This window comes from Allomesorhizobium camelthorni, assembly GCF_011045125.1.
Taxonomy (GTDB): domain Bacteria; phylum Pseudomonadota; class Alphaproteobacteria; order Rhizobiales; family Rhizobiaceae; genus Allomesorhizobium; species Allomesorhizobium camelthorni.
This window is the reverse complement of the sequence record NZ_JAAKZF010000048.1, coordinates 1-26,834: the sequence shown is the minus strand read 5'-3', so window position 1 is coordinate 26,834 and position 26,834 is coordinate 1. Positions and strand designations below refer to the sequence as shown.

Here is a 26,834-nt window from a genome sequence, read left to right as displayed (position 1 = left end):
GACGTTGGAGTAGCCGACGACGCCGCAGCGCACCTTTCGCGCCTTGCGGCGACTGTCGCGATCTTGCGGTGGCTCGACGAAAGATTGCTACAGTTGGCGACGAAATGCGCTGGGCGTGACGCCAGTGATCTTGCGGAAGGCGGCGGCGAAGGAGGATGGCGTCTCGTAGCCGACGGCGAGCGCGACCTCAGTTACCGGCAACTCGGGATGGCCGAGGAGTTGGCGTGCGCGTTCGATCCGCAGGTTCACCAGCCACGCATGCGGCGTGCTGCCGGTCGCTTGCCGGAAGGCGGTGCAGAAATGGAAACGGCTGAGCCCGGCGAGCGCGGCGAGTTCGTCGAGGCCGATCGGTTCGTCAAGATGCTCGCGCATGTAACCCGTCACCTTGCGCACCTGCCAGTCGGCAAGGCCGCGACGGGAGGGCGGCTCAATCGCGCCGAAGGACGAGTGGCCGCGCACGAGCTGTGTGACGAGCAAGTCGGTCGCCTGTTCGACGAATAGCCGCGCAGCGGGATCGGTGGCGGCGGCGGCGTCGCGCCCAAGCAACTCCATCACGCGCGCGGCAACCGGATCCTCGAAGCCGACACGGCCGAGCAGTTCGACCGGGCGGCCGCCGTTCAGTTGCTCGGCACTGGCGGCGAGTCGCTCGTGGGACAGAAATACATGGCTGACACCGATCGGGCCCGCAATGTCCCACCGGCCCTCGTGTCCCTCGGGAATGATCGTGATCGTTCCCGAGCGGGTGGCGCCCGCCAGCCGCTCCTTGCCGACGCGCCAGACGATATCCTGCGGCTCGCCATAATAGGTGATGATGACATGGCCCTGCATGCCATGCAGGTAGTCGTGCAACTCACCATGGCCCCAGGGTGCAGTAAGGCGCGTGTCGCCGCGCAGCGCCGCATCGGCGACCGGCGGGGCGCGATCGAGAATGCGTGCAAGCGCATCGGGCGCATAGCCGAAAGCTGCTGCACTGCTCAAGCGGGCCGGTCTCCGAGGATCGCTGCGGAACTGTAGCTTACTCTAAATCGGCAATGGGCGGCAACCGGAAGCCCGGTGCCGCCCCGGTAGTTTGTCCGGCCGGACCGGCAAGCGGCATCAGCCCGCTGTTGCCGTGTCGTGGGGAAAGTCGGTCGAGATCGACACCGCGCGCCACTCGCGCAGAATCGCCGCATCCGACGCGTGCTTTGCCTCGATCACAGCAACGGTGTCGCTGCCGAGCGGCAGGCGGACCGGCGGATCGGATGCCTCCGCGAAATCGACGAGCACGCGTGCGAGCCGGTCGGGATCGCCCGGCTGACCATGGTTGAGATCCACCGCGCGAGTGCGCACTGCACCCGCGGTGCCGTTATAGTCGGCGATGCCGTTCGCGCTGACCGACAGCGACGATGCGTCGAGGAAGTCGGTGCGGAAGTAACCCGGCTCGACCACCGTCACATGAATGCCGAGCGGCGCAAGTTCGGCATGAAGCGCTTCAGACAGCCCTTCAACTGCGAACTTGGTCGAGGAGTAAACACCGAATCCCGCCGCGCCGCGATAGCCGCCGATGGACGAAATATTGAGGATGCGGCCCGAACGGCGCGAGCGCATGTGGGGAAGTATGGCGCGGGTGACGTTGAGCAGACCAAACACGTTGGTGCGATAGAGGCGATCGACCTCATTCGCGCTCGCCTCCTCCACGGCCCCGAGCAAGCCGAAGCCGGCATTGTTGAGCAGCACGTCGATCTGGCCGAAGCGCGCAATGGCGGCCGCGGCGGCGGCGCGGGCCTGCGTTTCGTCGGTGACGTCGAGTGGGAGGGCTAGCAGGTTGGCATTGGCGCCGAGCGCATCGGTCACAGCCTCGGCGCGGCGCGCGGTCGCTACGACATGATCTCCGCGCTCAAGCGCGAGGCGGGCAATGCGCAGGCCGAATCCGCGGGAGGCGCCGGTGATGAACCACGTCTTCATGAGGTCTTGCTCCTTCTTGCGGCTCGATTGCCGCCAGGAAGAACTTATGCTTCAACGCCCAATGTGACCGTCCGCAGGTTTCGACCACTGTCGCGATCTTGCGATTTCGGTGTGCTGCGTCCGCTTAGCGGTGGTCCTACCGCTGAGCGGACAGACGACTATTGGATGTCACACCGACAGGAAGAGTGGAGCAGTTTTCGCGTGCCGATATCGGGAGCCTAGCCGAAGGCGAGCACGATGGCTGCCTCGCCGCCCAGGAAACCAGCGAGCGCGGGGAACAAAACGAGCGCCAGCACCATCCGTCTTCGACGATAACCGTGGTGTGGTGCCCTCCTGCGCGAAAGCGCAGAATCCGGCTATCCACGCGCCAGCCAGTTCGTCGCCACCTTTATATCCTCTGCGCCAAGTTCGTGGCCGCTGCCGGCTGTTCGCGCGTCAACTCTTGCGCCGCTCGCTCGCAGGGCCTGTTCGAGTAAAGGCGCAAGGTGTCCGTATGGATCCGTGGCGCCGGAGATCATCAGAATGTCGGCATCCGAGCGACCGGCGTCCTGGACATTCTCCAGGACCGAGACTGCCCGCAGCAGGATGGCCTTCTTCCCCAGATGCGGATGAAGCAACATAAAAGCGGCGAGCAAGTTGGCGCCATTGGAGTGGCCGAGGAAAATCGTGCGCGTGGGGTCAAGACCGTAGGCCGCATTCGCGCCTTCCACGAACGCCTCGAAAGCTTGTGCCTCGAAGCGGATATCCTCCTGATCGAAAGACGTCGCCGAAAAGCGGCGGAACCAGCGCCGCACGCCTTCCTCCGTGCTGCGGCCGCGCACGCCGAGCAATGTTGCGCGCGGTGAGAATTTGCGGCCGAACGGCATCAGGTCCGTCTCGTCACCGCCCGTTCCGTGCAACAGCACCAGCGTGCTGCCATCCGGGTCGTCGGGCGTGTGGAAGCGATGGATAAAGGGCAGCTCGCGATAGATGACACGCGCTTCTCCAGGCATCGAGAACTGCGGCAACATCACCCGGATGTCATCGGCCCGCTCAGCATCGGAGGGCGGTATGAAGAGCTGCGATCCCAAAGTTTCCAAAGGCTCGTCGACGGTGAAGCCCGGCCCGTCGGTTGCCAGTTCCAGCAAAGTTCCCCCTGGCTCCCTGACATAGAGCGAGGTGAAATATTTGCGGTCATGGATGGTCGTCACAGTCGAATTGAGGCGCGCCAGTTCGCCCTCGACTGTTGCGACCTGCCGGGCATCCTGTGCACGGAAGGCGATATGGTCGGCGCTTCCTGTGCCGGCCAGGCCGGGCCAAAAACCCGAGGCGTCGCGAACATCGACGACGTCGCCTGCATCCGAAACGAGCCGGGTTATTGCGGCGCTCTCCGAATGAGGGTGGTAACCGAAATGGCGTTGTATGAAATCGGCGGTCTGCCCGGGCGCCTCGGACAGGATGGTCGCCCCACGGACGCGTCTGACGGTATGCTCGGCGGGAATATCCGTTACCGCCCATGGCTCTGCCGCTCGGAGGTTCGTTCCGACGAGCTTCACGCTGATGCCATCGGGGTCGCGAAGGCGAAGCACTGGCTCGCCGAACTGTTCTAAGGGACCTTCAGCCTGCAGGCCGAAATTCAGCGCCCGTGTCAGCCAGAAGCCTATGCTCTCCGGCGCTATGGCGAATGCAATTTCGCTGACCTGGCCATGCCCGACGCGTCCGGGTGAGCCGTTTTCCCAGACGAGAAAAGTGACCAGCGATCCTGGCGATCCCAGGGCGTCGCCATAGAACAGGTGCAGTTGTCCGGCGTCTTCAAATCCGCCCGTCCGCTTTACGATACGCAAACCAAGAAAGCCGGCATAGAAATCGACATTGGCCTGCACGTTCCGGGTGATCAGGGTGATGTGATGAATGCCGCTCGTCATCGAGCCTCCTTCCACAGCGAGTTCTGTATCAGTGTGTTAATCCGACCAGCAACCATTGCCACATGCTGGTCAGCCAATAGACATGCACACTGATGAGAGAAGGACTCTTGACGTCCAACTAGAGGCCCCATGCCTGGACGGCATCGGTCACTATTGCCGTTTTGAGCCAGATGTCTCAAGGGCCAGATAGTGCCCGACTCGCGGTGGCTCCGGATCTATGTGGTACTTCAGTGCCTGGCTCTGCAAATCGGCATCGGCCCTGGACACCCGCTTGTGCTGGCGCAAATGCTCGGCCCAGGATTCGACCATGAACCATTCCACGATCCGCTCCGGGTCGGCCGCGTCCTCAGTCACGCCCCAGTTATAGGCGCCATCACGCCGCCGTTCTCCTGCCAGCCGCCCCAGGACGGCGAGAAAGTCCATCCGGTCCTTTGTGGCGACGCGATATTCGACCAGGATCAGCACCGGCCCGCGGTCATGTGCCACCGGCTCGGCCGTCAGCGGCTCCGGCCAGTGGTTGGAGGCGACCAGATCCTCCTCGCCGGCAGGCAGTTTGACGGTGTGAAGAGCGACGGCAACGAGAGCCAAGCCGACGGCGCCCACGGCAAGCGTTGCCGGAATGCCGAACTGCTGCGCGACGAGCCCCCAGCCCAGGCTGCCGCCCGCCATGGCGCCATTGAAGACGGTCAGATATACGGCCAACCCGCGGCCGCGCACCCAGTTTGGCAGGATCGCCTGCGCCACCCCGTTCAAGGTCGTCAGCGCGACGATCCATGCCATGCCGAGCAGCAGCAAAGCGAGGATTGCCGCCCATTGCGGGGGCGCGAACGCAAGCATGGCCATAACGGACGCGGTAGCGAGTGACGCACCGAGCAACAACGCATCCGCGTCGAATCGCTGCCTCAGTCGCGGCAGAACCAGCGCGCCGGCGATGGCGCCGACGCCGACGGCGCCGAGCAGGATGCCGTAGAAGCCGGCATCGCCGTCAAGCAGGTTTCGGGCGACCAGCGGCAGAAGCGCCCAGACGGCGCTGGCAAAGGCGAAGAAAACCACGGCCCGGTAAAGCACGATATGTAACGGGCGGCTGGCGCGTGTGTAGCGCAGCCCAGCGCGGAAGGCGCCGAGGAAATGCTCTGAAAGGGCGTCGTCAGCATCCGGTGCACGCCGCCACCACAATAGGGCGGCAATGACAACGACGTAGCTCAGGACGTCCATGCCATAGGTAAATGCTGCGCCGAAGGCGACGAGCAGAAGGCCGCCGGCGGCCGGACCGATGGAACGCGCAATGTTGATGCCAAGCGAGTTGAGCGCAACAGCGTTCTTCAGGTCGGGCCTGGGCACCAGTTCCGGGACAATAGACTGCCAGGTCGGCCCCATGAGGGCCGCGCCTATGCCGCCGGCGAAGGTGAGCGCAATCAGCGAACTCACCGTCAGCAGGCCCGCATGAGACAAGACCATGAGCGCTCCGCTCACCAAAGCGAGCATAAGCTGGATGGCGATCAGCAGCTTTCGCCGGTCCAGGATGTCCGACAGCACCCCGGCTGGGATGGCAAGCAGGAAGATCGGCAGCGTGCCCGCCGCCTGCACCATGGCGACCGCCGCCGGGGAAGCCGACAGGTCGGTGACCAGCCAGGAACTGGCGACGTCGCGCATGAAGCTGCCGGTATTGCCGAGCACCGTCGCCGCCCACAGCACGGCAAAAACCGGCCGTTTGAGCGGGGAGAAAGCAGAGCCGCTCGGCTTATTGGGAATTGTTTCCATCAATGTTGGGTCCGCGCGGGCTTGAACGTCAGGATCGCGAGCAGCACCAGTCCGCCAACGATCGACACATGCTCGAAAAATATGTTGCGGTGGAGAAACTGCTCCGCCTCAGGTTTCAGCCAAAAGGCGTGAGCGCTGAGCGTAGCGATTGTTGTGAAGCCGGCCAATGCCAGAGCGCCAATCCAGGCAAAGCGTCCGCCGGCGATCAACAGCACCGAGCCGCCAAGCTGCGTCAGGATGACCAGCACAGCAAACAAGACCGCCGGTTCTAGCCCGGTCAGTCCGCGCACTTCGGCGATTGAACCTTCGAAATCGAGAATCTTCGCGACGCCGCTTATCAAGAATGGCACGGCGACGGCAAAGCGCGCTGCCGGCTCCACCCATCGCGCGCCGAGGAAACGCTCGGCCATGGATTGCATGTCAGTCGGGCCGGCTTGCGACATGGAGAAGAATCCTCGATGGACTTTCAAAGCTCAGAACGCCCAGCAAGAGCAGCCGAGCGCACCCCAGAAGGCGCCTTCGTCGCTGGCCGGCGCAGGCGCGCCGAGCGCGTCCGCATGGTTGTGTCCGTGCACGTTGCAGGCGCTGGAACATCCGCAGCCGACAAACGCGTGTTTCGTCGCGCCGGCGTCGGCCCGTTTCTGATAACCACCGAAGGTACGGACCGGCGACCAGTCCGGCATCGCCGGCGGCAGCTCGGGAGCGAGCTCGGCAAAATCGCCGGAACCGTGCACCACTTTGCCGCCGAGCAAGGTGAGAACGCTCTCGATGTCCTGGATCTCCTCCTCCGGAACTGAAAAATAATCGCGGTCGAGAACGACGAGGTCTGCCAGCTGGCCTGGCGCGATCTGCCCCTTCTTGCCCTGTTCGGTGGAGAACCAGGTGTTGGCATCCGTCCAGAGCCTTAGCGCGGTCTCACGGTCAAGCAAGCTACGCTGAGGATAGAGCTTCAATCCGCCCAGCGTCCGACCCGTTACCAGCCAGGCGAGCGAAACCCAAGGATTGTAGCTTGCCACCCGAGTCGCGTCCGTTCCGGCGCCGACCGGCACGCCGGCTTCGAGCATCCTTGCGACGGGCGGCGTTCGCTCGGCCGCCTTGGCGCCGTAGCGCTCCACGAAATCCTCACCCTGGAACATCATGCGGTGCTGCACGGCGATGCCGCCGCCGAGTGCCGCGATCCGGTCGATGTTTTTGTCCGAGATCGTCTCGGCGTGATCGAAGAACCAGTTCAGGCCCTGGAGCGGAACATCCTTGTTCACCTTTTCAAACACGTCCAGGGCACGGGTGATCGTCTCGTCATAGGTCGCATGTAGCCGCCACGGCCAGCGGTTTTCGGCGAGCAGCCGCACGACCGGCTCTAGGTCCTGCTCCATCGACGGTGGCATGTCCGGTCGCTCGAAGCGGAAGTCCTCGAAATCCGCGGCGGAATAGACCAGCATCTCGCCGGCGCCATTGTGGCGATAGAGATCATCCCCCTGGCCGGGCGAGACCTGCTTGGCCCAGCCTGCGAAATCGGTGAGTTCCTGCTTAGGCTTCTGCGTGAAGAGATTGTAGGCGAGCCTGAGTGTCAGTTCGCCGTCTTCGTGCAGCTTCTCGATGACGGCGTAGTCGTCGGGATAGTTCTGGAAGCCGCCGCCCGCATCGATGATCGAAGTGACGCCGAGCCGGTTCATCTCGCGCATGAAATGCCGCGTCGAATTGAGCTGATACTCCGGCGGCAGCTTCGGCCCCCTGGCGAGCGTCGAATAAAGGATGTTGGCATTGGGACGTGCGAGCAGCAGGCCCGTAGGATTGCCCGCACCGTCGCGCTGGATTTCGCCGCCGGGCGGATTCGGTGTTTCCTTGGTGTAGCCAACAGCGCGCAGCGCGGCGCCGTTCAGCAGCGCCCGATCGTAGAGATGCAGGATGAACACCGGCGTGTCGGGCGCAACTGCGTTGATCTCGTCCAGCGTCGGCAGCCGCTTCTCGGCGAACTGATGTTCGGTGAAGCCGCCGACCACGCGCACCCATTGCGGCGGTGGGGTGACTGCCACCTGTCGCTTCAGCATCTCCATGGCTTGGCTGAGGGACCGCACGCCATCCCAGCGCAGTTCCATATTGTAGTTCAGCCCGCCGCGGATGATGTGCATGTGGCTGTCGATCAGCCCAGGGATGGCGCGCCGGCCGGCGAGGTCGATCACCTGCGTAACCGGCCCGGCCAGCGACCGCATGTCCTGCTCGGTTCCCGCGCCCACGAACTCGCCATCTGAGATCGCGACCGCTTGCGGGTTCGGGTTGCTGCGGTCGAGCGTCGAAAAACGACCGTTGATCAAGATCAGATCTGCATTCATCGAAGGCTCCGTCTGGGCGGAAGACCGACGAACGGACCCGCCAATCAAGGCTGATGCGCCTAGCGCCACCGCGCCAGCATTGAGAGTTCGGCGGGTCAGGGTCACGTCGGCGCCTCCGTACGCTGCGGTGTTGAACGCGGCCCCGAGGGCAATTCACCGAGCATATGCGGGGCGCATTCCGAAGAAAGCCACGATGTGTTCACCGGCTCGCCCGAAAGCAGTCGCTTCGCGATCGGCACGACCTGCTCGCCGATGAGGATGCCGAGCAAGCCCACCAGCGCCACGATCGGCGGCGCTGGCGAGCGCACATTGAGCAGTGCGTAGATCACGCCGACGAGCACGCCGACCCCCAACGAGATGAGATAAAGCTTCATCGTGTTCCTCGACGTCTGTTGGCGTGCCGGAGTTAATCAATCTCGGCGGGGTCCGCTCAGCCACGCACGAACGCCAGCAGATCCGGATTAACGATTTCGGGATGTGTGGTGCACATGCCGTGCGGCAGGCCCTTGTAAACCTTGAGCGTGCCGTGTTTGAGGAGCTTGGCAGCGAGCAGCGCGGAATCCGCGATCGGCACGATCTGGTCGTCGTCGCCATGCATGACCAGCACCGGGATGTCGATCTTTTTCAAATCCTCGGTGAAATCGGTTTCGGAAAACGCCTTGATGCAGTCGTAATGGGCCTTGGTGCCGCCCATCATGCCCTGGCGCCACCAATTGTCGATGACGCCCTGTGAGACTTTCGCGCCGTCGCGGTTGAAGCCGTAGAAGGGTCCGGCAGGCACGTCGACATAGAACTGCGCCCGGTTTGCCACCAATGCCGCGCGGAAGCCGTCGAAGATTTCGAGCGGCAGGCCGCCGGGGTTCTTGTCCGACTTGACCATGATAGGCGGCACGGCGCCAATCAGCACAGCCTTGGCGACTCGGGAAGTGCCATGGCGGCCGAGATAGCGGGCGACTTCGCCGCCACCGGTCGAGTGGCCGATATGCACCGCATCCTTGAGGTCGAGTTCAGCGGCAAGCGCCGCGACGTCATCGGCGTAGGTGTCCATGTCGTTGCCGGTGGCGGTCTGCGTCGAGCGGCCGTGGCCGCGCCGGTCATGCGCGATGACGCGGTAGCCATTGTTCAGGAAGAACAGCATCTGGTTGTCCCAGTCGTCGGCGCTGAGCGGCCAACCGTGATGAAAAACGACCGGCTGCCCCGTGCCCCAATCTTTGTAGAAAATCTCAGTGCCGTCTTTCGTGACGATGGTAGGCATGGTTCATGTCCCTCAAAATAAACTCGATTTGATCGATCGCAGCAGGCGAAACAGCTCAGCCCGCCTCGCTGGCGTGTTCGCCAAGCATTGTCTTGGCGTAGATGATGCCGAGACCATAGGCGCCGCCGAATTTCTTGGCGATGCCGGTCGTCAGTTCGTAGGTCTCGCCCCGGGCCCAATCGCGTTGCAGTTCCAGGAGATATTGCAGTGAAGTCATCGGCCGGGCGCCAGCCTGGACCATGCGGTCCATCGCGCGGTTGTGCGCCTCAGCAGAAACGTCACCGCAGGCGTCGGCAATGACATAGACCTCAAAACCCTGGTCGAGGGCAGACAGCGTCGGGCCGACAATGCAAACGCCCGTCCACAGGCCGGCAAAAACAAGCCGGCTCTTGCCGATCTCGTTGACGCTTTTGACGACTGCAGCATCCTCCCAAGTGTTCATCGAGGTGCGGTCGAGCATCGCCTGGTTGGGAAAGGCGTCGGTGATTTCGCTGAACATCGGCCCGGAGAAGCTTTTCTCCGCGACGGTGGTGAGGATGGTCGACACGCCGAAACCGGCGGCGGCGTGGGCGACCAGGGCTGCGTTGTTTCTGAGCGTGACGGCGTCGATCGAATGCGTCGCGAAAGCCATTTGCGACTGGAAGTCGATCATGATGAGCGTGTGATCATTCGGCGAGATTAAGCCTTTGCCTGGAGTCGGGGTCGCGTTCGGCATCGGTGTTCCTCTGTTCAGGGTGTTTCCAGCTATCGAGGAATGCTAGTTAAATTGACTCGGAACAGATGAACAGTAGTGACCGCGAGGTTACCATGGACGCACGAACCAGGGCCGAACGCGACGGCAGCGATGGCGTTGCCGGTTGCCGCCTCGACGACTTTCTGAACTTCCTGGCGCAACGCTGGATGAGCCACGTCGTGTGGACGCTCGCGCAGCATCCCGCGATTCGCTTCGGCGCACTGCGTCGCGCGCTGCCCGGCGAGATCTCCGCCCGTGTGCTTTCAAATCGGCTGAAAGCTCTTGAAGAGGAGGGCTTTGTGGTCCGGCGCGACCTCGGCACTCTGCCTCTTCATGTCGAGTATAGTCTGACCCCGAGGGGGCGGCTGCTCGACGCCGAGCTGCGGCGCGGCGAGGCTCAAATCGGCAGGACGAAAATCGCCGACGCCAAAGAGCGATGACGAGGCTGGATGGCGCGCCTGAGCTACATCACCGCTATCGCAGGCCGATGCCATTGAACGCTCATCGATCCTCCTGCGACCGAGCAGCGCTCTCCGAACGATACGGAACACCGCCGTCCGACCCGCCTGTTCCCGGGAGCAAATCTGAGCCGGGAATGTCCGACTAGGGTCATGATTGCCGGTTCGGTGGAAGTCTGGTTGCAAGACGGGATATCGACGCTGCAATGACCGTGGAGCATAGATGCTGTCATTTCACGCCAGCTTGATTACCACCAGGCGCTCAAAATCATCCTATTCGCACGCCGTAACCGCCTTTTGCCGCACGCATGGATCAAGGGCCTTTCCAGCCTTGAAACAGCTGCGCTATGTGTGGCTGCACGCTACCCGACCAACGAACAGGAGCAAGATTAGAAGATAGACAACACGCACAAGATCGCCCTGCCCTTGGATCGTGTTCATGCGAGAACAATCAAACTGAGTGCTGCGGGTATAGCGAAACTCGATTGGCCCACTTCAGAGCGAAGTTCGCCATAAGTTGCTGATATTGAAAGATTTTGGTGGGCCCGGAGGGTGTTCCGAAAGCCAGAAAAATCAGCTAGTTAGAAATCAGTGGGACTTCACAATATTCAAATCTTTTCCAATGTTTTTCGATGTTGTTGTCCCACTCAAAAGTGCCTCATTCCACCAGACGCGGGCAAGAAGACGTGTCTTTGGAAGAGACCGCGATCTGCGTTATCGATGAAATAGGTCGCATCGTGAAGGAAGTTCGAGCCGCCAGCGAGCCGGATGATCTCGTTGCGGCTCTGCGAGAGGTAGGCCTGCCGCTGGATCGGATCGGCCTGAAAGCCTGCTCTCTGGCGGCATGGCTGCATGAAGGGCTGATGCAGGCCGGTCTGCCCGCCATTTGCATCGAAACGCGGCAGGCCAATGCAGCGATGAAGGCGATGCCCAACAAGACAGACCGCAACGACGCCCGTGCGCTGGCGCAGATCATGCGCACCGGCTGGTATCGGCAGGTGCATGTGAAGAGCCGGCAATGCCGGTTGTGGCGCTCGCTGCTGGTCGCGCGCCGCACGGTCCTCAACGAGATGCGGTCGATCGAGAACGTGGTCAGGGCAATCCTGCAGGAAGCCGGCATCAAGCTCGGGGCAGCGCGCTGGCCGGTTTGCATCATTGGGTCTCCGCGTCCAGCAGGGCCAAGCTTCACTGACATTCGTCACGATGCGATGGGGCAACTTCCCCAGCCCTGTTCGGACTTCCGGGCAGCAGCTGCAACCATCGCCTGACCGACGCGCCGGTCGCCTTGGGCGTTCAGCATTTCGCCGGCATTGCGAATGTCGCGCGGTTCTTTGTTCTGGCTGAGCTTGGCTTTGCCCACTAGCCGGGTGATTTCGATCTCCAGCCCGACGATCGCCTTGACCATTGTGTCGATAAAGTCCCGAGGCGCGTCACCCATCCTCCATGGGACAGGGTGGGCCGCCTCGTGCCTGCGGGTCAGTCTGGCGACATTGTGACGGACATAGCTCTCGTCGTCACGGACGGTGATCCGGCCGTATGCATGTGTAACGAGGTAGTTCCAGGTCGGCACCTGCCGGTGGAACTCCTGCTTGCTCGGATACCATTGCGGCGAGATGTAAGCGTCGGCCGCGCGGAACACGACTAGTGCGTCATCGCCGGTCGACACGTCCTGCCAGACTGGGTTGTTACGGGCGACGTGGCAGTGCAGAGCGCCGTGCCTTCCCTGCGCCCGGTTGAGTTCGAAGGGAATGTGATTGGCGTCAAGCCCGCTCCTGCCATGGGTGATCAATACGCCAAAGGCGCTCGTCTCGATCAGATCGTGGAGAGCCTCTTGGCTGGGTTCGTCGAAATGTGGGGGTACATACATGACGGTTCCTTCACTGTCCGGTTTCGCGGTTCATCGAGCAGTGCCCGCCGGCAGGCGTTCCAGCGCCTCGACGATCTGACGCTTTGCTACAGCAGAGAGCGGCAGGACCGGGCGCGGAGGTTCGGCGCGGCAAATTTCGAGCAATTCGGCGAGCACATAGACGACGCGAAGGCTGGAGAACTGTTTGAAGAGATCCCAAATTGGCGTCAATGCGGCGTCAAGGCGGCGTGCTTCGGCCGCATCGCCCGTCTGCGACGATCTGACAATCTTTATGCAGACCTCAGGCAGGATGCCGCCAAGGACGCTGTACCAGGTGTCGGCTCCGGCGATCATGGCTTCGGTGGCATTCCAATCGCCGCTGTAGCCGATCGAAAAGCCTTCCGGCACGATGCTCCTCTGCCCGGCCAGATGGCTCTCGATCGCATCGCTCTTGTCGGTTGGATTCTTGATAGCGACGATCCCCGGCACCTTGGCCAAGCGGCTGAGAAGTGCCGGAGTGAAATGGAAATGCGTCGTTCCGGGATTGTCGTAGATGACAACCGGAAGGCCGCCTTCGCGCGCCACGACCGAGAAATGTTCGAACACCTCGTCATCGGTGAGCGGGGTGTACGAGACAGCTGCAAGCAACCCCGCGGCAGCACCGAGGGCCTTGGCGTCCTGTGCAAGCCTTACCGCCTCGTCGGTGCGCAGCGCCCCCACGCCCACCACGACCGGCGTCTGCGCACCGGCTTCGTCCAAAGCTTCGGCAAGGGCCCTTCGCCGCTCCTCACGCGTGAGGTAAAGGTAGGTGCCGGTGCTGCCGAGAAGGCCTATGGAATCGACCTTTGCGGCGCAAAGCCGTGTAACCAGCTTGCGCAGGGCCTTAGTATCGATGCGGCCGTCAGGATCACTCGGCGTGATGGGGAATGCGGAAAGCCCGCTCAGGAATGCCATTGCGTTGCTCCAGATTTCTGCATGAGCGCCAGTGTTGGAAGCGAGATGGGAACCGGCTTATCAGAGCACGTCCAGCGCCGGCCTCAGATCGGCGATCAAGTCGCCGGCGTCTTCCAGACCGACCGAGAGACGTATGAGGTCCTCGCCAACGCCATCGGCAAGATGAGCATCCTTGCGGATGCTTTTACGGGCACGTGTCAGACTGGCCGGATGGTAGATGAGGCTGTCAGCATCACCGAGGCTGACCGCTCGAGTGATCAGGTTGAGCCGATCCATCATCCGGCGCGCCCCCTCGAACCCTGCGTGGAGGCCAAAAGCCAACATGCCCGATCCCTTAGACATCTGCTTTCGGGCAATCGCCTGATCAGGATGAGAGTCGAGAAACGGGTAACTCACCCACGCCACAGCGGGGTGAACCTCGAGCGCCTGAGCGACCGTCAGCGCGGTGGCACTGTGCCGTTCCATGCGGATCGTCAGCGTCTTCAGTCCGCGCAGGATCAGGAACGCCGAGAGCGGTGACAGCGCCGCTCCGGTGATGTAGCGCAGGCCGGTCTCGTGCAGTGTGTGGAGTGTCTGCGCGTCACCGAGGATCGCCCCGCCGAGGGCATCGCCATGGCCGTTGATGTATTTGGTCAGCGAGTGCAGCACGATGTCGACGCCATGTTCCAGCGGCCGCTGCAGCGCCGGCGAGGCGAAGGTGCTGTCGACCGCAACCCTTACGCCACGTGCATGGGCGCGTTCGGCGATTGCCGCGATGTCGAGGATGCGGCTCAGCGGGTTGACCGGGGTCTCGAAGAAAACAAGCCGGGTCCGGTCAGTGATCGCGCCATCCAGATTGTTTGGCTCTGATAGATCGACCGCGACGACCTTGATCCCAAAACGCGGGACCGCCTGTTCGACCATGGCGAGCGTGTTCGCGTAAAGGGTTTTGTGGACGATGAGTTCGTCGCCCTGGGACAACAGCGACAGGATCAGCGTGCCGAAAGCCGCCATCCCCGAGGCAACGACCAGCCCTGCTTCAGCTCCTTCGAGATTGGCGAGCCGTTTTTCAAGGATCTCAGTTGTTGGATTGTATTCGCGTGCATAGAGCCTTCCGCCAAGCGCTGCGGCTGCCTCGTTCGCCGCGACACTTTCGAAACCATAAGTGGAGTTAAGAAACACAGGCGGCTGAACGGCATTGGAAAAGCCGGCCGGATCGTAGCCATGATGGATCGCCCGGGTGGCGAAGCCGAGATCGGGGTCGCTCAGGAACCGTTTCGGTGCATCGGTTTCGGATCGATAATTGGGGCCAGTCATCGCTCTCTCTGAAGTCCTCTTGGAATTCCGAAAGATAGTTGCCAAACTGGCTCACATGTAACGTCCAGTTGGTAATGAATGAAATGGTCCAGTCTTCCGATGCCGGTTCTGCGGGTCGCTTGCATGGTATGGGTGCGCGCCAGATCTACGAAGCTCTTCGCGAGCAGATCCTCGGGGGCGTCTACGAAACCGGCAGTCAGTTGCCGTCGTCGCGCGGCCTCGCAAATGAACTCGGCGTTTCGCGAACGACTGTCACTGTCGCCTACGAGCAGTTGGCCGCAGAAGGTTTCATTGAAGTCCGTCAAGGCGCACGACCTCGCGTTGCATCTTCGCTGATCGGTCACGAGGCGAGCAGCACCGTCTCAAAACGCGCCGGCCCGATTCATCTTTCCGCCTACGGCGAGAGACTGCGCGCCAGTTCGCCTTGGCCGGATTACCTGCCCAACCGGTTGAAAGTGGATTTCCGTTATGGCGACCTCGCGCCGTCCGATTTTCCGGCGCTGATGTGGAAGCGCGCCATGAACACGGCGATGTCGCAACGCCCTGAGCGCCTGGCTTATGACGATCCGCGCGGATCGCCTCGCCTGCGCCAGGCGCTGCAGGGATATTTGTGGCGCGCCCGAACGCTGAGCTGCGACCTGGAGCAGATCATCATCGCAAGCGGCTCGCAGCAGGGTCTCGATCTTTGCGCGCGCTTGCTGCTCGATCCTTCCGACAGTTTCGTGGTCGAGGACCCGTGCTACAGGATGGCGTGCCAGGTCTTTGCCAGCACAGGCGCGAGGCCTGTTTCTATCGCCGTCGATGGAGATGGGATGAAGACGGAACTGCTTGAGGGGATCACGGCGCGGCTGGCCTATGTCACGCCGTCGCATCAGTTTCCGCTCGGCGGCGTCTTGCCGGTCTCGCGCCGGTATCAGCTCCTTGAATGGGCCCGGCGCAACGAAGCTTATGTGATCGAAGACGACTACGATGGCGAGTACCGCTACGACATTCGTCCGGTGCCCCCGCTGCACAAGCTGGAGGACCGCAGTTCCGTCATCTATCTAGGCACGATCTCCAAGACGCTGTCGCCGATGCTGCGCATTGGCTACCTCGTGGTTCCGCCGGAATTGCAAGACGTCTTCGCGACAGCCAAGCAGCTTCTGGACAGGCATTCTCCGGTGGCGGAGCAGGAGGCCCTGGCCTCGCTCATCGAGAGCGGCGGCTATGAAAGCCATGTGCGCCGCGTCCGCCGTCTGAACGGCGAGCGCCGAGAGACCTTGCTCGCCGCCCTTCGACGCGCGTTCGCAGACCGCATCGTCATCGAAGGCGCTGATGCCGGGCTGCATGTCGTCGTCTGGTTCAAGGACCTCCGTCGGTCATTGGAAGACGTGCTGGTTGAAGAGGCGCGACGAGGAGGCGTGGGTGTCCATTCAATATCGCCGCTCTACGGCCGGGAAACGGATGAAGGCCGCGCCGACCGGATCGGGCTGGTGATGGGCTATTCCGCCTTGACCACAGGGCAAATCGAGAACGGCGTTCGATTCCTCACGGACGCTGTCGAACGGGTGAGAAGGAACTCTCAAGACACTTCGGCTCCACGCAATGTGTCGGCCGGCACGGCGGAACGGGCCTGACTTATGACGTTCGGCGATCTGCGGGATTGATGACTGGATCAGGCAAAATCGCAAAAACTGGCTCTGTCAGTCAGGCCAGTTCGCGGGCAGAGGTTTCGCCCGGATCAGGCTGTGACCCTGCCCCGGAGCGCGGAAGAAAACATGGCGAACGGACATCTCGAGGATACCCCCAAATCCGGCTGGAAGCTGGACGCCGCGACTGCGGTCATAGAGGGCGAAGAAACATGACGTGGCAAGGAACGCTGCTCCACATCCATGTCGCGCCAGCCGCATCGTACGAAATGGAGGAGTTGATGGAGGCACAACTCGTTGCCGGGCGCGGCATTGTCGGGGACCGGTACTATCTTGGAACGGGGACCTACTCTCCGAAACCCGACGTGCGCGAAGTGACGCTGATCGAGGTCGAAGTTCTGGAAGCCATGGCACAGGGTGAGCCCAAGATTCCGGGTTTCAAGGCCGTGCTCGCGCCCGAAGATCATCGGCGGAACCTGACCGCGCGCGGCGTACCGCTCGGTCATCTGGTCGGCAAACGTCTCCGGATCGGGGAAACCGTCCTGCGGGCGGCGCGGATGAATTTTCCCTGCAAGTATATCGAGCAACTGCTCGGCATTCCCGGTCTCTACGAGGGGCTTTTGAACCGCTCCGGCCTGAACTGCGCGATCGAGGTGGGCGGCGTGATCCGCCCCGGTGATCCGATTCTTCCAATTGACGGGTAAACCGATATGGCCTCGCCCCGCATTATCATGAAACTGACCGTGACCGCCGCCCGCAAGGAGCCAGGCGACGTCCTGGTCATCGACCTGAAACACGCGCGCAAACCTCTGCTGCCACCCTTCGAACCGGGCTCCCACGTCGATGTTCATCTGCCTGATAGGAAAGTGCGCCAGTATTCGCTCTGCGGCGATCCGACAGATCTGAGCCGCTACACAATCGCGGTGAAGCGCGAAAATGTTGGTCGCGGCGGTTCGGCGTGGATCCACGAAGCAGTGGCCGTTGGATGCACACTCCCGGTTTCTGCTCCTCGCAATCATTTTCCGCTTGCCCAACGCGAAGGGACAACCCTGCTGTTGGCGGGAGGCATCGGGATCACCCCGATCCTAGCAATGGCGCGCGCCCTGAAGCGGCAAGGTAAGCCTTACGAGCTGCACTACTTCACCCGCAGCCGAGCACTCACGCCTCTGTTGTCGGTCGTCGAGCGGGAGCTCGACTACAGCACAGTGTGGCTGCATTTCGACGACGAACCGAAGACCAGGCAAGATCTTAAATCCTTGCTATCGACGCGTTCCTCCGACGCACAGCTCTATTATTGCGGTCCACCGGGCTTAATGACGGCCGTGGATCGGGCGACCGAGCACTGGCCGGAAGGAACCGTGCATTCCGAGGCTTTTCAGCCGCCGCAGCAGGACGGTGCGCCACCCGAACCTTTCACGATCACCCTCCGCGATGGGACAGTCGTTCCTGTCGCGGCCGATACCTCGGCACTGGCAGCGCTGCGCGCCGCCGGCGTACTGCTCATGGCGTCGTGCGAGAACGGGATTTGCGGGACCTGCGAATGCGGAATTCTGGAAGGGCAGCCGATCCATCGGGATGCTGTCCTGTCCAAGGAGGCTCGGACACATCGGTTCATCCCATGCGTATCACGCGCAACCGGCGTGCTGAGACTCGATCTGTGAAGACAGCTCCCTATCCGGAAGCACCGATGCGACGCATCAGTTGCGGAGACTTGGATGACATCGAAGTTCGCCTATCTCAGCCAGATCGAGCGCTGCGTCTCGTGGCTTGCCGCATGGACTATCCACCATGCCAACCACGTCCGCGAAGGCGACGAGATCAAGGTTGGTGGCCACCAGGCCTCCTCCGCCTCTCTCGGCACGATCATGACTGCGCTCTATTACTCTGCACTGCGTCCGCAGGACCGGGTGGCGGTCACCCGGACCGAACGCCAGCGTGATCATCGCCTACCAGGGCGTCGTCGCGCCGGAAGCGATTGCCGCGACCGGGGCAGCGCCTCGCGAGGGTGGCATGGCCGCAGAAATCGACCTCATGCGCCGGAGCAAACCACCGCAGATCCCACGCGCCGTCCGACCGCGCTTTGACGAAAGCAGTTTCGGCAAGATTGTTCTCTTGGGTGATCGCAAGCATCAGGTCATCTGGCAGCCAGTCGTCGAGCACCAGAACAGCAGCAGGGTTCCCCGCAAAAAGCCGATCGGTAAAGGCGTCTACCTGATACATGCGCATGGGGACATCCTCGTTTCAGACGGCCGACCTTTTAACTTGACGGACGCTCATCTGCCCAGCTGTGGGTCCATCGCGTCGTCCATCGTATCGGTTGTCAATGGCCGCAAAGGGTCCGAAAGCTGATTTAGGCTTCCGGCGGGTCGGGGTCGTGGTAGCCCCTTCGCCTCTTGCTGTGCTTGAGGCGGATCAGCGCGCTGTCCGCCTCTTCCGCCTCGTTGGATCTTACAGGTCGGGGCCGCCGCGGCGGGCAGCCGGCTACGCCGACGGCCTGCCCCGCAGCCTTAGCGAACGCGCCGCAGTCTATTATGAAGCGGTTCGTTTACAGATCGTCGGTCGCGTTTCGATGGACAGCATGACTGTCGACATATCGGCACTGCCTGAAGGCGCGCTGACGTTAGGAAGCTTGGTCGAAATGCTTGGTCCACAACAAACGCTCAAATGACCTCGCACGGGATGCCGGATGAACGTCATGCGCCGTCTCGCCGTTGATACGAACAGCATCCACGTCCCATCGACAGCCCCCGACGCTGCGATCTCCAGATACCCTTGGGACAGCGTCTCGTCGCCCCCCAGCGCTGCCAATACGAGGATGTCGATCTCCTTACCGCGCAAATAATTGGGAACCGCACCAATCCACAGAAAAATTCTGTTGGTATTTATGTTGGTATCGGCGGCTCTTTTCGCGTCAAAAATGTATTCAGAAACAGCCACATAGGCGGTGGTTCGAATCCGCCTCTGGGCACCATTTCCTGTGCTGACATATTTTATCCTTTTATTTCAGTTACTTGCAACATTGATGCGATTCCACATTTCGTCTCCCCAGGCACTTCCTTCTAAGGCGTATTTGAATAGCTTCACCCATCATAACCCGCTGATTTGCTTGAACCCTCGATCCTGGGCGCACTTTCAGCGTGTTCTCGAAGGCGCCTGGCCTCCTCAATGCAGGGCGGCGAGTTGTTGGTATTTTTGTTGGTATCTAACCAGCCTGTTGGTATCGCAACGTTGGACAGAGTCTCAGGCGTGGTCTTGTTGGCTTGAAGCCCAACATCGGCCGGACCCGCCGCGTAACTTTTCGACGATCCTGTTCGATCCGGTTGTTGAGGTATCGGCTGATCAGCTGTCGTTCTGGACAATCATGGGAACGCTTGCCGCGCTGCCGCTCCAGCAGCATCGTCGCCTCACCCGAGCATGACCGACAGGAATTCGTGCGTGATGTTCAGCTCGGCGCCGGCGCGATCCTCACACATCAGGAGCCAGCGGGCGGCCGGCTTTCGAGCCGCAGCCGGGCGTTCGCGAGAGCGGTATAGCTGGTCTGAATGATCAGGCATTGCACGAAGCGCAAAAAGGACAGCCGCAGAGTGGGCCTTTGCTCAAGCACGTCACTGAACGGGGCTATCGGAATGCGCATCGCCTCTCCGGCGAGCAGGACGAAGCAATCATGCGGCGCCAGATCATCGCCGCCTCCGCGATCGCCTCGGGAACGAATCGTGAGACGCGTCAGCCGGGAAAAACGCCCACGACCAGTATTCCGGCCTCGCGGGCGGCCTCGACGAAAGCCTGCCGCGCGAATTCAGGCGGCTGCTCGCCCTTCAGGACCGCAATGCAGGCTTCGCGGGCCTGCTTGTGCCGTGGGCCCCATTCCTGCGGCCAGCTGCGGAGAAGACATTCTGCTGCCGCTCGGGTGGAGGGGATGTTGATCCTTTGATCGCGTCCGCCCAGTTCCACACGGACATAGCTTTTCCAACGCTTCGTATCCAACTCGCCCGCCAAGAGCTCCCCTCAGTTCACCAACGGTTTGAAAGAATCGTCCGAACGGTCCCACCAAGCCGGGCCTGCCGAATCCTTGGCGAGAATGCCCATCATTCTCGAAAAGGCAACAAGTGCCTTACGAGCATTGTCGGCGGAATCTTCACCGGCGCCCGCGGCAAAGCAGGAATTCAGAGCGCGCTGGTAGACCGGGCTTTCTCGCCCTTTGGGATAATTGTCAAGAAAGGTGAGTGCCTCCTCCACGCTGTAGATCTCCGTTACAGGCGCGCCCCACTCGGTCACGATGCGTATCGGCAGAATGAACTGAAGCTTGTCCATAGGGGCGATCCCGTTGCCCGGGATAAACGCGGAATCGCCGGCCAGGTTGCGGGTCGCCCTGCTGATTTGCCAAGCAGACTTTCTATTGGCGCGGTGGCTTGGTTGGCCACCCCTCGATCTTTCCAAAATGGGTTGGCGCAGCGCCAGCGCGACGAGGCAGTTCGCACCGGCACCTTCGGCGCGGCGGCGATGATCTATGCGGCCCGCTCGTTAGGCTTGGGTTCGACGCCGATGATCGGCTTCGATGCCGAAGCGGTACACCGCGAGTTCGGACTGACCAAGGACGAAGTACCGGTCATGCTCTTGTCCGTAGGCGCGGAGCGTCCGGGAAACTGGGCTCAGAAGCCGCGTCGTCCGGTCGCCGAGGTGCTGGATCTCGTTTAATTATTTGTGTCGGAGACTACGATGGCAAGAACCGCAGCTCTAAAACCGCAACAAGTGCCGGTCGATTCGAAGCCGACTCTCGATATGTTCACCAAGAACATAGGCTTCACCCCAAATATGATGGCGAGCTTCGCGCAGAGCCCGATCGCGTTCAACGCATGGGCCGCCCTGCTCGGCTCCTTGAGTAAGGCGCTCGACGTGAAGACGCGTGACAGCATCGGCCTTGCTGTCTCCGAAGTGAATGGCTGCAACTATTGCCTGACGGTTCACAGCTTTACGGCCGAGCGTATGGCCAAGCTGCCGGCCGATGAAATCATGCTCGCTCGGAAGGGCCACGCCAGCGACCCGAAGCGGGACGCCGCCGTCCAGTTTGCGCGCAAAGTCATCGAGACCCGCGGCCGAGGTCGACGAGCGCTACGTCCAGAAGCAACTCGGTCACGCCTCGGCCGAGATGACCCACAAATATCAGCGCCGGCGCGATCGTTTCCGCATCAATGTCACCAAAAAATGCGGTAGGAAGTACTATTGGCGCAAATTTTGGACGCCGAGTTCCCTCCACATCCATTCGAAATTGTAGGTCGCCATGGGATCGGCGGGGTCCGGCTGCCTGGCGGACTGGTTTTCGAGATATTTGAGCCACTCGGCGACCTTCTGGCGACCGGCGGATGATTTCACTGCCTGTCGCGGGGTCTTGTTCCCAAGCATGCCGACAGGCTGATCAAGGGTTCCCCAATATTGGCGGTCCAGGAATTGGTGGACGAGCTGTTCAGCGATTTCCGGCGGCACATCCGATGAAAGAGCTTCGCCGTCCTTGGCCGACCTATCGGCCATCATCTGCTCGACGGTGCGGATTTCGGTGAGCGGCTCGCGTACAAAATCACCGAGAGCGTGCCGGATGAGAGCCGTTCCTTTCTCCGCGCGCGCGGCGGAATTGGCCGACAGGTGCAGGAAACGCCCATTCAGCTCCACATTACCCAGCACGCGCTGACCGCTATCCATGGTAGTATCGAAGGAAAGCGCACCGCTTTTTTTCGGTTGTCCTCTGCCCTTCGGCTTGTCCTCAAGCCAGTTCCAAAATTTTGCGTTCTCCTGCGACATTCCGGGAATGGCTTTCACCCGCGAGGCGATATCCTTCTGTGTCACGCCGCTTGCCAGCGGGAACCTGACATCGTGGAACAGGAGATCGTCGCCATCTGAGTTTTGCATCGGCGGCAATTCCATGGCGCGATCAAGCGCATCGAACAACCATGAGAGCGTAAACATGGGGGCGACCGTCTGAAGGTCTTCGTCCCGAATGGCGGGGAGCTTCTTTGCGTTCTTTTTCCCGAGTATCTGTTTCAGGCCTTCGAACAGCGCCTCCGAGGCCTGCGGCGTGAAGGGCAAAAGGCCGCCCGCGAAGATCTTCTTGCCCATGACCGGAACGATGCGGGCGGCGACCCTGTCCCATTGCTGCAGGGTCTTCGTTGCCGTTCCCTCGCTGACGGCGATATGATCGCCGCCAAGGATCAGATCGCGCGCCATGAGCGATTTGCCCGGCACGATGTCGCTCACCTCGTAAAGGCTTATGACCGATGTCCGCAGCGCCTTCATGTAGGCTTTCGTTTGCGCGTTTTCCTTCCAGCCGCGCCGCTTGAGATACTCGTCGACAATATTGCCGCCCGCAACATCGAAGTTTCGCGTCAGGAAATCCTCGAAGGCGCAGCCCCAAAGGGTCATTGCCCATTCGTCGCCGAGGATTTCGGCGACGTCCTCGAATTCCATGTCGCCAGCCTCGAGCACCGGGCCGAAGTGATCGTCGAATACCTGCGCGAAACAGCCGCGCCAATCATCGCGGGCGAGGAATTTCATCAGCCCCTTGAGATCATGGCTGGTCGGCATGGAATTTCTCCAGGTTCTGGCGGTGTTCGGCAATTATGTACGGGACCGTCGGCCCGCTGATACGAAAAGCCACGCCAATTTTTGCGAGGCGCTCGCGGCCTGACAAGACACTTTCGGCGATTTTCCCGAGGTTTGTTCGGGTCGATCTTCCTGCGGCGGCCTCCGATGCGTCCCTCAGCCCGTGCCTGGGATGGGCAAGCCTCTCGATGGACCGGGCGAAGCCGGCGGCGTCAACGCGCATTACGGGCAAGACCCAATCGTCAAGATCTACATCACAGTCACCGACCGGTATGCGCCGCTCCACCAGGAGGTGATCGCCGGCACCGCAAGCGAAGCCGTGCATTCCTTGGATGGAATCCTGGACGAGAAAGACCGCCTGGACAATGTCGGGCAGATCCGTGCCTTGCGGAGCGCGGGCTATGCCGGCCCGCTCTCCTTCGAGCCGTTCTCGCCGACCGTCCATGCGCTCGAAGATCCCGCGCGGGCGCTCGCCGACAGCATCGCTTTCATTCGAGCTCGGCTGTAAAAAGTTGCGAAACGACGCGCTGAGCAGGGCACAACACTGCTTCACGAGGTGAGGGAATGACGATCGGCTTTGCACTGCTGGGCGCCGGGCGCATCGGCAAGGTTCACGCCAAGGCGGTTGGATCAAACCCGCAGGCGCGGCTGGTCGCGGTGGCCGACGCTTTCGAAAAGGCGGCCAGCGACCTCGCCGGAGCCTACGGCGCGGAGGTGCGTTCGATTGACGAGGTCGAAAAGTCGCCGGACGTGGATGCCGTCGTCATCTGCACGCCGACCGACACCCATGCCGATTTGATCGAGCGCTTCGCCAGGGCCGGCAAGGCGATCTTTTGCGAAAAGCCGATCGACCTTGACGTCAAACGGGTCAAGGACTGCCTCGCCGTGGTCAAAAAGACCGGCGCTACGCTGATGGTCGGCTTCAACCGCCGCTTCGACCCGCATTTCATGGCTGTCCGCAAGGCGATCGACGACGGCGCCATCGGCAAGGTCGAGATGGTGACGATCACCTCGCGTGATCCGGGCCCGCCGCCCTACGATTACATCACCCGCTCCGGCGGCATCTTCCGCGACATGACCATCCACGACTTCGACATGGCGCGCTTCCTGCTCGGCGAGGAGCCGGTCTCGGTGTCGGCGCATGCCTCGGTGCTCGTCGATAAGAAGATAGGCGAGCTCGGCGATTTCGACAGCGTCAGCATCATCCTGTCGACGGCCTCGGGCAAGCAGTGCGTCATCTCGAATTCGCGCCGCGCCACCTATGGCTACGACCAGCGCATCGAGGTGCACGGCTCGAAGGGCATGATCGCCGCCGAGAACCAGCGCCCCGTGTCGATCGAGATCGCCAACGGACAGGGCTACACCCGCCCGCCCCTGCACGATTTTTTCATGACCCGCTACCTTGAGGCCTACGCCAACGAGATCGCAAGCTTCGTCGCCGCGGTGAATTCCCGCGCGAAGCCGTCGCCTACCGGCCATGACGGGCTGGTCGCGCTGACGCTCGCCGACGCCGCATTGAAATCCGCGAACCAGGGCAAGACGGTGCGAGTCGAGCCTCTTGGATGAGGCGCCCATCACCGATCAGTTTGGAATTCTGATCCCAGATTTCTGAAACACCAGGTCAGCAAGGCCACCTGCGCGAGCCATTCGGAAGTTTGCCCAGAAAATGGCGCGGGCGCCAAAGTTCGCGCCTTTGATCAGCAGACTATCACGCCGTCAGAGCCATTCACCTGCGGGCCAACGCAGAGAGTGGCCACCTGCGTTCCAGGACCGGGTGGAGCAGGCATAGCTGCTCTGCGAATTGGGGCTTCGCTGCAAATATAGCCGCGCTCACTGGAGGTGAGCCAGCAATCTGCCTGCGAGTGGAAATACTCGATTTGGGCACCCCTTTTTAAGAATTTAATGACTGCAACAACCTTTAATTGAATGCTTTTGAACCAAAATCATCGCCATGTGGAAAAGTGCGAAAGCAATTTTCGACGGCAGTCTGGATGCCGAACCTGCCAGCCTGACCGTCATCCAGTCCGTCGTAGTGACCCTGCTGGCGGTGGCGATGTCAGCCGGACTTTGGGTCACGATCGGCGTGCACTTTCCCAACATCTGGTACCAGATCTTTGCCGCACTGTTTATCGCATCGATATTGGCGCCGATTTTTCTATACCCGTCCTACAGGACTTCCCACCGGTTGCGCCTCGCCAACAGCGTCATCAAGCAACAGGCCTTCACGGATCACCTGACGAAACTGCCAAACTCGTTTGCATTGTCAGATGCGCTGGAGCAGCGGTTGCGCCAGCAGCCCGAGGGATTTGCCGTCCACTTTGTCGATGTGGACAGGTTCAAGCAGGTCAACGATTCGCTCGGCCACCATGTGGGCAACGCCGTGTTGGAGGCGATCGCCGAGAGGCTGCGCCACAGCGTTGGGACAAAGGATTTTGTCGCGCGTTTCGGCGGAGACGAATTCGTCGTCGTGCAAAACAGGGTTTCGTCTGAGGCGGAAGCTATCGATTTCGCGAACAGGATTAGGCAGGCGGTCTCGACCACCTACGGTCTGGAAACCCATCGGATTGCCGTCCAGGTTACAATCGGGACCGCGCTCGCTCCGTTGCACGCAGACGAGCCCACCCAGATTCTCAAGGCTGCCGACCTGGCGCTTTACAAAGCCAAATCCCGCGGCACGACCGGCGAATTGTTCGCACCTCAAATGGCAATGGTTGCAAGCCGGCGAAGGACAATCGAGGTCGGGCTGGCAACCGCCCTTGCGGAAAGACAGTTGTCGCTTGTGTTTCAGCCAATCGTGCAAAGGACACGCCCGCAGCGCATCATCGCCGTCGAGGCGTTGCTTCGGTGGAATTTGTCTGATGGTACGATGATTTCCCCGAGTGAATTTGTTCCTGTTGCCGAGCGAACCGGTTCGATCGTGGAAATAGGCGAACGGGCACTGGAGCAGGCATGCCTGGAGTGCCACAACTGGCCAGAGGACGTGCGTGTCGCTGTCAACGTGTCACCCGTACAGTTCTTTCGCAGCGATCTGCTGGCAACTATCAAACGAATCCTGACCAAGACGGGGCTGTCTCCTCATCGGCTGGACCTCGAGATTACAGAATCGGTCTTGATTAGCGATACGACCTTCATTGATCCAATCTTGAGCGAACTCCGCTGGATGGGCATACGCATTGCCCTTGACGACTTCGGCTCCGGCTATTGCGGCCTTCATTATTTGCGTCAATTCATCATCGACAAGATCAAGGTCGACAAGACGATTATCGATGAAGCATGCACGAGCGAAAAGGCGCTGAACATCCTGCGCGGCGTCTCCAAGATCGCTTCGGAAATCGGTATGACAGTCACCGTCGAGGGGGTCGATAACCAGGAAAAAGCGGAACTGTTGAATCGGGAAAAATGTGCCGACGAGCTGCAAGGCTTCTTCTTCAGCCGGCCAGTGTCTGCCCGAATCGCTGCACAAATGCTGGCGCGCCAACAGCGGCAGGAAAACCAGCAGGAGAACGTGATTTCGATTCGAAGGCCGGATTAGCCGGTGGCAAGAACGAGCGGACTGGGCCGCCACTAGCGCCGCGGGGCCGCCCCGTCCAGTGCGTCATCGGCACCCCCGGCAACCTCATGCGGGCCCCTATCGCCAGCCCTCCTCCCGGCAACCGGTCGATTGCCGGGACTCCAAAGGGCAGCACGGCACGCTCGCGCGCATAACCGCCTTCGAGGCGGGCGGAGAGCACCTTGAACATGATGATTTAAGCATCGGTCGGGGAACGTGAACATACGAAAGTGAGATCCGTCCCGGGTACAGACGACAGTTAAGACTACTCTGCAGCCTCCGCGAAATTTGCCGGCACGTAATTCAGGATCGGTCCGAGCCAGCGCTCGACTTCATCGACCGGCATTCTCTTGCGCGCCGCATAGTCTTCGACCTGGTCGCGCTCGACTTTGCCCACGCCGAAATAATAGCTATCCAGGTGCGACAGGTAGATGCCGGATACCGATGATCCCGGCCACATGGCCATGCTCTCGGTTAAGGAGACGCCGGCGTCCTTCTCGGCCTCCAGGAGCCTAAACAGGGTGATCTTCTCGGTGTGGTCGGGCTGGGCCGGATAGCCGGGGGCTGGCCGGATGCCCTGGTAG

24 protein-coding genes, 1 tRNA gene and 7 pseudogenes are annotated in these 26,834 nt (G+C 61.4%); 13 read left to right on the top strand and 19 right to left on the bottom strand.

The window, feature by feature from the left end:
* Nucleotides 1–87 precede the first annotated feature (87 nt).
* From G6N73_RS24715 to G6N73_RS24675, 9 genes are all read right to left on the bottom strand, one after another.
* The gene (locus tag G6N73_RS24715; protein ID WP_165032474.1) at nt 88–978 is read right to left on the bottom strand and encodes a helix-turn-helix domain-containing protein; all 891 of its coding nucleotides are present in this window, start codon (nt 976–978) and stop codon (nt 88–90) included.
* A gap of 117 nt (nt 979–1,095) precedes the next feature.
* Nucleotides 1,096–1,944, bottom strand: a complete 849-nt coding sequence (locus G6N73_RS24710) for an oxidoreductase (protein WP_165032472.1) — start codon at nt 1,942–1,944, stop codon at nt 1,096–1,098.
* Between the two features lie 356 nt (nt 1,945–2,300).
* Nucleotides 2,301–3,848 (bottom strand): VOC family protein, encoded by a 1,548-nt coding sequence (locus tag G6N73_RS24705; RefSeq protein ID WP_165032470.1) that lies wholly within the window; start codon nt 3,846–3,848, stop codon nt 2,301–2,303.
* Nucleotides 3,849–3,998: 150 nt separating this feature from the next.
* A complete protein-coding gene (locus G6N73_RS24700; protein WP_165032468.1) occupies nt 3,999–5,609 on the bottom strand; it encodes an MFS transporter in 1,611 nt (536 codons plus the stop codon).
* Complete coding sequence (locus tag G6N73_RS24695; RefSeq protein ID WP_165032466.1) at nt 5,609–6,052, bottom strand: DoxX family protein; 444 nt, start codon at nt 6,050–6,052, stop codon at nt 5,609–5,611. The genes G6N73_RS24700 and G6N73_RS24695 overlap by 1 nt, the downstream gene beginning before the upstream one ends.
* 30 nt (nt 6,053–6,082) lie before the next feature.
* Nucleotides 6,083–7,939 (bottom strand): amidohydrolase, encoded by a 1,857-nt coding sequence (locus G6N73_RS24690; protein WP_165032464.1) that lies wholly within the window; start codon nt 7,937–7,939, stop codon nt 6,083–6,085.
* A gap of 101 nt (nt 7,940–8,040) precedes the next feature.
* A complete protein-coding gene (locus G6N73_RS24685; RefSeq protein ID WP_165032463.1) occupies nt 8,041–8,313 on the bottom strand; it encodes a XapX domain-containing protein in 273 nt (90 codons plus the stop codon).
* Between the two features lie 56 nt (nt 8,314–8,369).
* Nucleotides 8,370–9,194 (bottom strand): alpha/beta fold hydrolase, encoded by an 825-nt coding sequence (locus G6N73_RS24680; protein ID WP_165032461.1) that lies wholly within the window; start codon nt 9,192–9,194, stop codon nt 8,370–8,372.
* A 55-nt stretch (nt 9,195–9,249) separates the two neighbouring features.
* Nucleotides 9,250–9,909 (bottom strand): hydrolase, encoded by a 660-nt coding sequence (locus G6N73_RS24675; protein ID WP_165032459.1) that lies wholly within the window; start codon nt 9,907–9,909, stop codon nt 9,250–9,252.
* Between the two features lie 92 nt (nt 9,910–10,001).
* Here G6N73_RS24675 and G6N73_RS24670 point away from each other — a divergent pair, with 92 nt between their 5' ends.
* Together G6N73_RS24670 and G6N73_RS24665 are read left to right on the top strand one after the other, a co-directional pair.
* Nucleotides 10,002–10,367, top strand: coding sequence for a winged helix-turn-helix transcriptional regulator (locus G6N73_RS24670; RefSeq protein ID WP_008837398.1), 366 nt, complete (start codon nt 10,002–10,004; stop codon nt 10,365–10,367).
* 650 nt (nt 10,368–11,017) lie between these two features.
* A pseudogene (locus G6N73_RS24665) lies at nt 11,018–11,515 on the top strand (IS110 family transposase); the annotation flags it as partial.
* A gap of 68 nt (nt 11,516–11,583) precedes the next feature.
* Here G6N73_RS24665 and G6N73_RS24660 read toward each other — a convergent pair.
* The 3 genes from G6N73_RS24660 to G6N73_RS24650 are packed head-to-tail and all read right to left on the bottom strand — an operon-like array spanning nt 11,584 to nt 14,481.
* Nucleotides 11,584–12,252 (bottom strand): FMN-binding negative transcriptional regulator, encoded by a 669-nt coding sequence (locus G6N73_RS24660; RefSeq protein ID WP_165032457.1) that lies wholly within the window; start codon nt 12,250–12,252, stop codon nt 11,584–11,586.
* A 30-nt stretch (nt 12,253–12,282) separates the two neighbouring features.
* Nucleotides 12,283–13,185 (bottom strand): dihydrodipicolinate synthase family protein, encoded by a 903-nt coding sequence (locus G6N73_RS24655; protein WP_165032455.1) that lies wholly within the window; start codon nt 13,183–13,185, stop codon nt 12,283–12,285.
* Between the two features lie 60 nt (nt 13,186–13,245).
* Nucleotides 13,246–14,481, bottom strand: coding sequence for a trans-sulfuration enzyme family protein (locus tag G6N73_RS24650; protein ID WP_165032453.1), 1,236 nt, complete (start codon nt 14,479–14,481; stop codon nt 13,246–13,248).
* A gap of 74 nt (nt 14,482–14,555) precedes the next feature.
* Between G6N73_RS24650 and pdxR the strand changes: the two genes are divergently transcribed.
* The 4 genes and pseudogenes from pdxR to G6N73_RS37180 form a co-directional block, all read left to right on the top strand.
* Nucleotides 14,556–16,097: a MocR-like pyridoxine biosynthesis transcription factor PdxR gene (gene pdxR / locus G6N73_RS24645; protein WP_165032451.1), complete on the top strand. Its 1,542-nt coding sequence runs from the start codon at nt 14,556–14,558 to the stop codon at nt 16,095–16,097.
* 224 nt (nt 16,098–16,321) lie between these two features.
* Nucleotides 16,322–16,813 carry an MOSC domain-containing protein gene (locus tag G6N73_RS24640; protein WP_165032449.1) on the top strand — a complete coding sequence of 164 codons (492 nt, stop codon included), beginning with the start codon at nt 16,322–16,324 and terminating at the stop codon, nt 16,811–16,813.
* Between the two features lie 27 nt (nt 16,814–16,840).
* The gene (locus G6N73_RS24635) at nt 16,841–17,770 is read left to right on the top strand and encodes a PDR/VanB family oxidoreductase (protein WP_246252535.1); all 930 of its coding nucleotides are present in this window, start codon (nt 16,841–16,843) and stop codon (nt 17,768–17,770) included.
* 54 nt (nt 17,771–17,824) lie between these two features.
* Nucleotides 17,825–18,025, top strand: a pseudogene (locus tag G6N73_RS37180) (hypothetical protein); the annotation flags it as partial.
* An 82-nt stretch (nt 18,026–18,107) separates the two neighbouring features.
* On the opposite strand, the pseudogene G6N73_RS24625 reads toward G6N73_RS37180, so the two are convergent.
* Nucleotides 18,108–18,335: pseudogene (locus G6N73_RS24625) on the bottom strand (PhzF family phenazine biosynthesis protein); the annotation flags it as partial.
* 247 nt (nt 18,336–18,582) lie between these two features.
* Between G6N73_RS24625 and G6N73_RS37175 the strand changes: the two are divergent.
* Both G6N73_RS37175 and G6N73_RS24615 read left to right on the top strand, forming a co-directional pair.
* A pseudogene (locus tag G6N73_RS37175) lies at nt 18,583–18,799 on the top strand (alanine racemase C-terminal domain-containing protein); the annotation flags it as partial.
* Nucleotides 18,800–18,987: 188 nt separating this feature from the next.
* A tRNA-OTHER gene (locus tag G6N73_RS24615) sits at nt 18,988–19,080 on the top strand.
* Between the two features lie 288 nt (nt 19,081–19,368).
* On the opposite strand, the pseudogene G6N73_RS36420 reads toward G6N73_RS24615, so the two are convergent.
* From G6N73_RS36420 to G6N73_RS24600, 4 genes and pseudogenes are all read right to left on the bottom strand, one after another.
* Nucleotides 19,369–19,446 (bottom strand): annotated as a pseudogene (locus G6N73_RS36420) (IS6 family transposase); the annotation flags it as partial.
* 70 nt (nt 19,447–19,516) lie between these two features.
* Nucleotides 19,517–19,794 (bottom strand): annotated as a pseudogene (locus G6N73_RS38705) (cyclic nucleotide-binding domain-containing protein); the annotation flags it as partial.
* Nucleotides 19,795–19,832: 38 nt separating this feature from the next.
* Nucleotides 19,833–20,093, bottom strand: a complete 261-nt coding sequence (locus G6N73_RS24605; protein WP_165032443.1) for a DUF982 domain-containing protein — start codon at nt 20,091–20,093, stop codon at nt 19,833–19,835.
* 21 nt (nt 20,094–20,114) lie between these two features.
* Complete coding sequence (locus G6N73_RS24600) at nt 20,115–20,420, bottom strand: DUF982 domain-containing protein (RefSeq protein ID WP_165032441.1); 306 nt, start codon at nt 20,418–20,420, stop codon at nt 20,115–20,117.
* 135 nt (nt 20,421–20,555) lie between these two features.
* On the opposite strand from G6N73_RS24600, the pseudogene G6N73_RS24595 reads away from it, so the two are divergent.
* Nucleotides 20,556–20,804, top strand: a pseudogene (locus tag G6N73_RS24595) (nitroreductase family protein); the annotation flags it as partial.
* A gap of 21 nt (nt 20,805–20,825) precedes the next feature.
* Nucleotides 20,826–21,320, top strand: a complete 495-nt coding sequence (locus G6N73_RS24590; RefSeq protein ID WP_165032439.1) for a carboxymuconolactone decarboxylase family protein — start codon at nt 20,826–20,828, stop codon at nt 21,318–21,320.
* Between the two features lie 6 nt (nt 21,321–21,326).
* On the opposite strand, the gene G6N73_RS24585 is transcribed toward G6N73_RS24590, so the two are convergent.
* On the bottom strand, nt 21,327–22,682 hold the full coding sequence (locus tag G6N73_RS24585; RefSeq protein WP_165032437.1) for a DUF7986 domain-containing protein: 1,356 nt from the start codon (nt 22,680–22,682) through the stop codon (nt 21,327–21,329).
* Between the two features lie 190 nt (nt 22,683–22,872).
* On the opposite strand from G6N73_RS24585, the gene G6N73_RS38035 reads away from it, so the two are divergent.
* From G6N73_RS38035 to G6N73_RS24570, 3 genes are all read left to right on the top strand, one after another.
* Nucleotides 22,873–23,208, top strand: coding sequence for a Tn3 family transposase (locus G6N73_RS38035; RefSeq protein WP_425484132.1), 336 nt, complete (start codon nt 22,873–22,875; stop codon nt 23,206–23,208).
* A 56-nt stretch (nt 23,209–23,264) separates the two neighbouring features.
* Nucleotides 23,265–24,266: an inositol 2-dehydrogenase gene (gene iolG / locus G6N73_RS24575; protein WP_165032435.1), complete on the top strand. Its 1,002-nt coding sequence runs from the start codon at nt 23,265–23,267 to the stop codon at nt 24,264–24,266.
* 385 nt (nt 24,267–24,651) lie between these two features.
* On the top strand, nt 24,652–26,232 hold the full coding sequence (locus G6N73_RS24570; RefSeq protein WP_165032433.1) for a putative bifunctional diguanylate cyclase/phosphodiesterase: 1,581 nt from the start codon (nt 24,652–24,654) through the stop codon (nt 26,230–26,232).
* Nucleotides 26,233–26,515: 283 nt separating this feature from the next.
* Here the strand turns inward: G6N73_RS24570 and G6N73_RS24565 are convergent.
* A partial coding sequence (locus G6N73_RS24565; protein ID WP_165032431.1) for a vitamin B12 dependent-methionine synthase activation domain-containing protein occupies nt 26,516–26,834 on the bottom strand: 319 nt, incomplete at its 5' end.

Excerpts from the sequence above, each read along its gene's own strand:
- G6N73_RS24655 (WP_165032455.1), bottom strand. The coding sequence starts at position 13,185 with ATGGCATTCCTGAGCGGGCTTTCCGCATTCCCCATCACGCCGAGTGAT.
- G6N73_RS24590 (WP_165032439.1), top strand. The coding sequence starts at position 20,826 with ATGGCAAGAACCGCAGCTCTAAAACCGCAACAAGTGCCGGTCGATTCG.
- G6N73_RS24680 (WP_165032461.1), bottom strand. The coding sequence starts at position 9,194 with ATGCCTACCATCGTCACGAAAGACGGCACTGAGATTTTCTACAAAGAT.
- G6N73_RS24600 (WP_165032441.1), bottom strand. The coding sequence starts at position 20,420 with ATGGACAAGCTTCAGTTCATTCTGCCGATACGCATCGTGACCGAGTGG.
- G6N73_RS24650 (WP_165032453.1), bottom strand. The coding sequence starts at position 14,481 with ATGACTGGCCCCAATTATCGATCCGAAACCGATGCACCGAAACGGTTC.
- G6N73_RS24640 (WP_165032449.1), top strand. The coding sequence starts at position 16,322 with ATGACGTGGCAAGGAACGCTGCTCCACATCCATGTCGCGCCAGCCGCA.
- G6N73_RS24585 (WP_165032437.1), bottom strand. The coding sequence starts at position 22,682 with ATGCCGACCAGCCATGATCTCAAGGGGCTGATGAAATTCCTCGCCCGC.
- G6N73_RS24695 (WP_165032466.1), bottom strand. The coding sequence starts at position 6,052 with ATGTCGCAAGCCGGCCCGACTGACATGCAATCCATGGCCGAGCGTTTC.
- G6N73_RS24700 (WP_165032468.1), bottom strand. The coding sequence starts at position 5,609 with ATGGAAACAATTCCCAATAAGCCGAGCGGCTCTGCTTTCTCCCCGCTC.
- G6N73_RS24635 (WP_246252535.1), top strand. The coding sequence starts at position 16,841 with ATGAAACTGACCGTGACCGCCGCCCGCAAGGAGCCAGGCGACGTCCTG.
- G6N73_RS24660 (WP_165032457.1), bottom strand. The coding sequence starts at position 12,252 with ATGTATGTACCCCCACATTTCGACGAACCCAGCCAAGAGGCTCTCCAC.
- G6N73_RS38035 (WP_425484132.1), top strand. The coding sequence starts at position 22,873 with ATGGGCAAGCCTCTCGATGGACCGGGCGAAGCCGGCGGCGTCAACGCG.
- G6N73_RS24670 (WP_008837398.1), top strand. The coding sequence starts at position 10,002 with ATGGACGCACGAACCAGGGCCGAACGCGACGGCAGCGATGGCGTTGCC.
- G6N73_RS24570 (WP_165032433.1), top strand. The coding sequence starts at position 24,652 with ATGTGGAAAAGTGCGAAAGCAATTTTCGACGGCAGTCTGGATGCCGAA.
- pdxR (WP_165032451.1), top strand. The coding sequence starts at position 14,556 with ATGAATGAAATGGTCCAGTCTTCCGATGCCGGTTCTGCGGGTCGCTTG.
- G6N73_RS24685 (WP_165032463.1), bottom strand. The coding sequence starts at position 8,313 with ATGAAGCTTTATCTCATCTCGTTGGGGGTCGGCGTGCTCGTCGGCGTG.
- G6N73_RS24690 (WP_165032464.1), bottom strand. The coding sequence starts at position 7,939 with ATGAATGCAGATCTGATCTTGATCAACGGTCGTTTTTCGACGCTCGAC.
- iolG (WP_165032435.1), top strand. The coding sequence starts at position 23,265 with ATGACGATCGGCTTTGCACTGCTGGGCGCCGGGCGCATCGGCAAGGTT.
- G6N73_RS24675 (WP_165032459.1), bottom strand. The coding sequence starts at position 9,909 with ATGCCGAACGCGACCCCGACTCCAGGCAAAGGCTTAATCTCGCCGAAT.
- G6N73_RS24705 (WP_165032470.1), bottom strand. The coding sequence starts at position 3,848 with ATGACGAGCGGCATTCATCACATCACCCTGATCACCCGGAACGTGCAG.
- G6N73_RS24710 (WP_165032472.1), bottom strand. The coding sequence starts at position 1,944 with ATGAAGACGTGGTTCATCACCGGCGCCTCCCGCGGATTCGGCCTGCGC.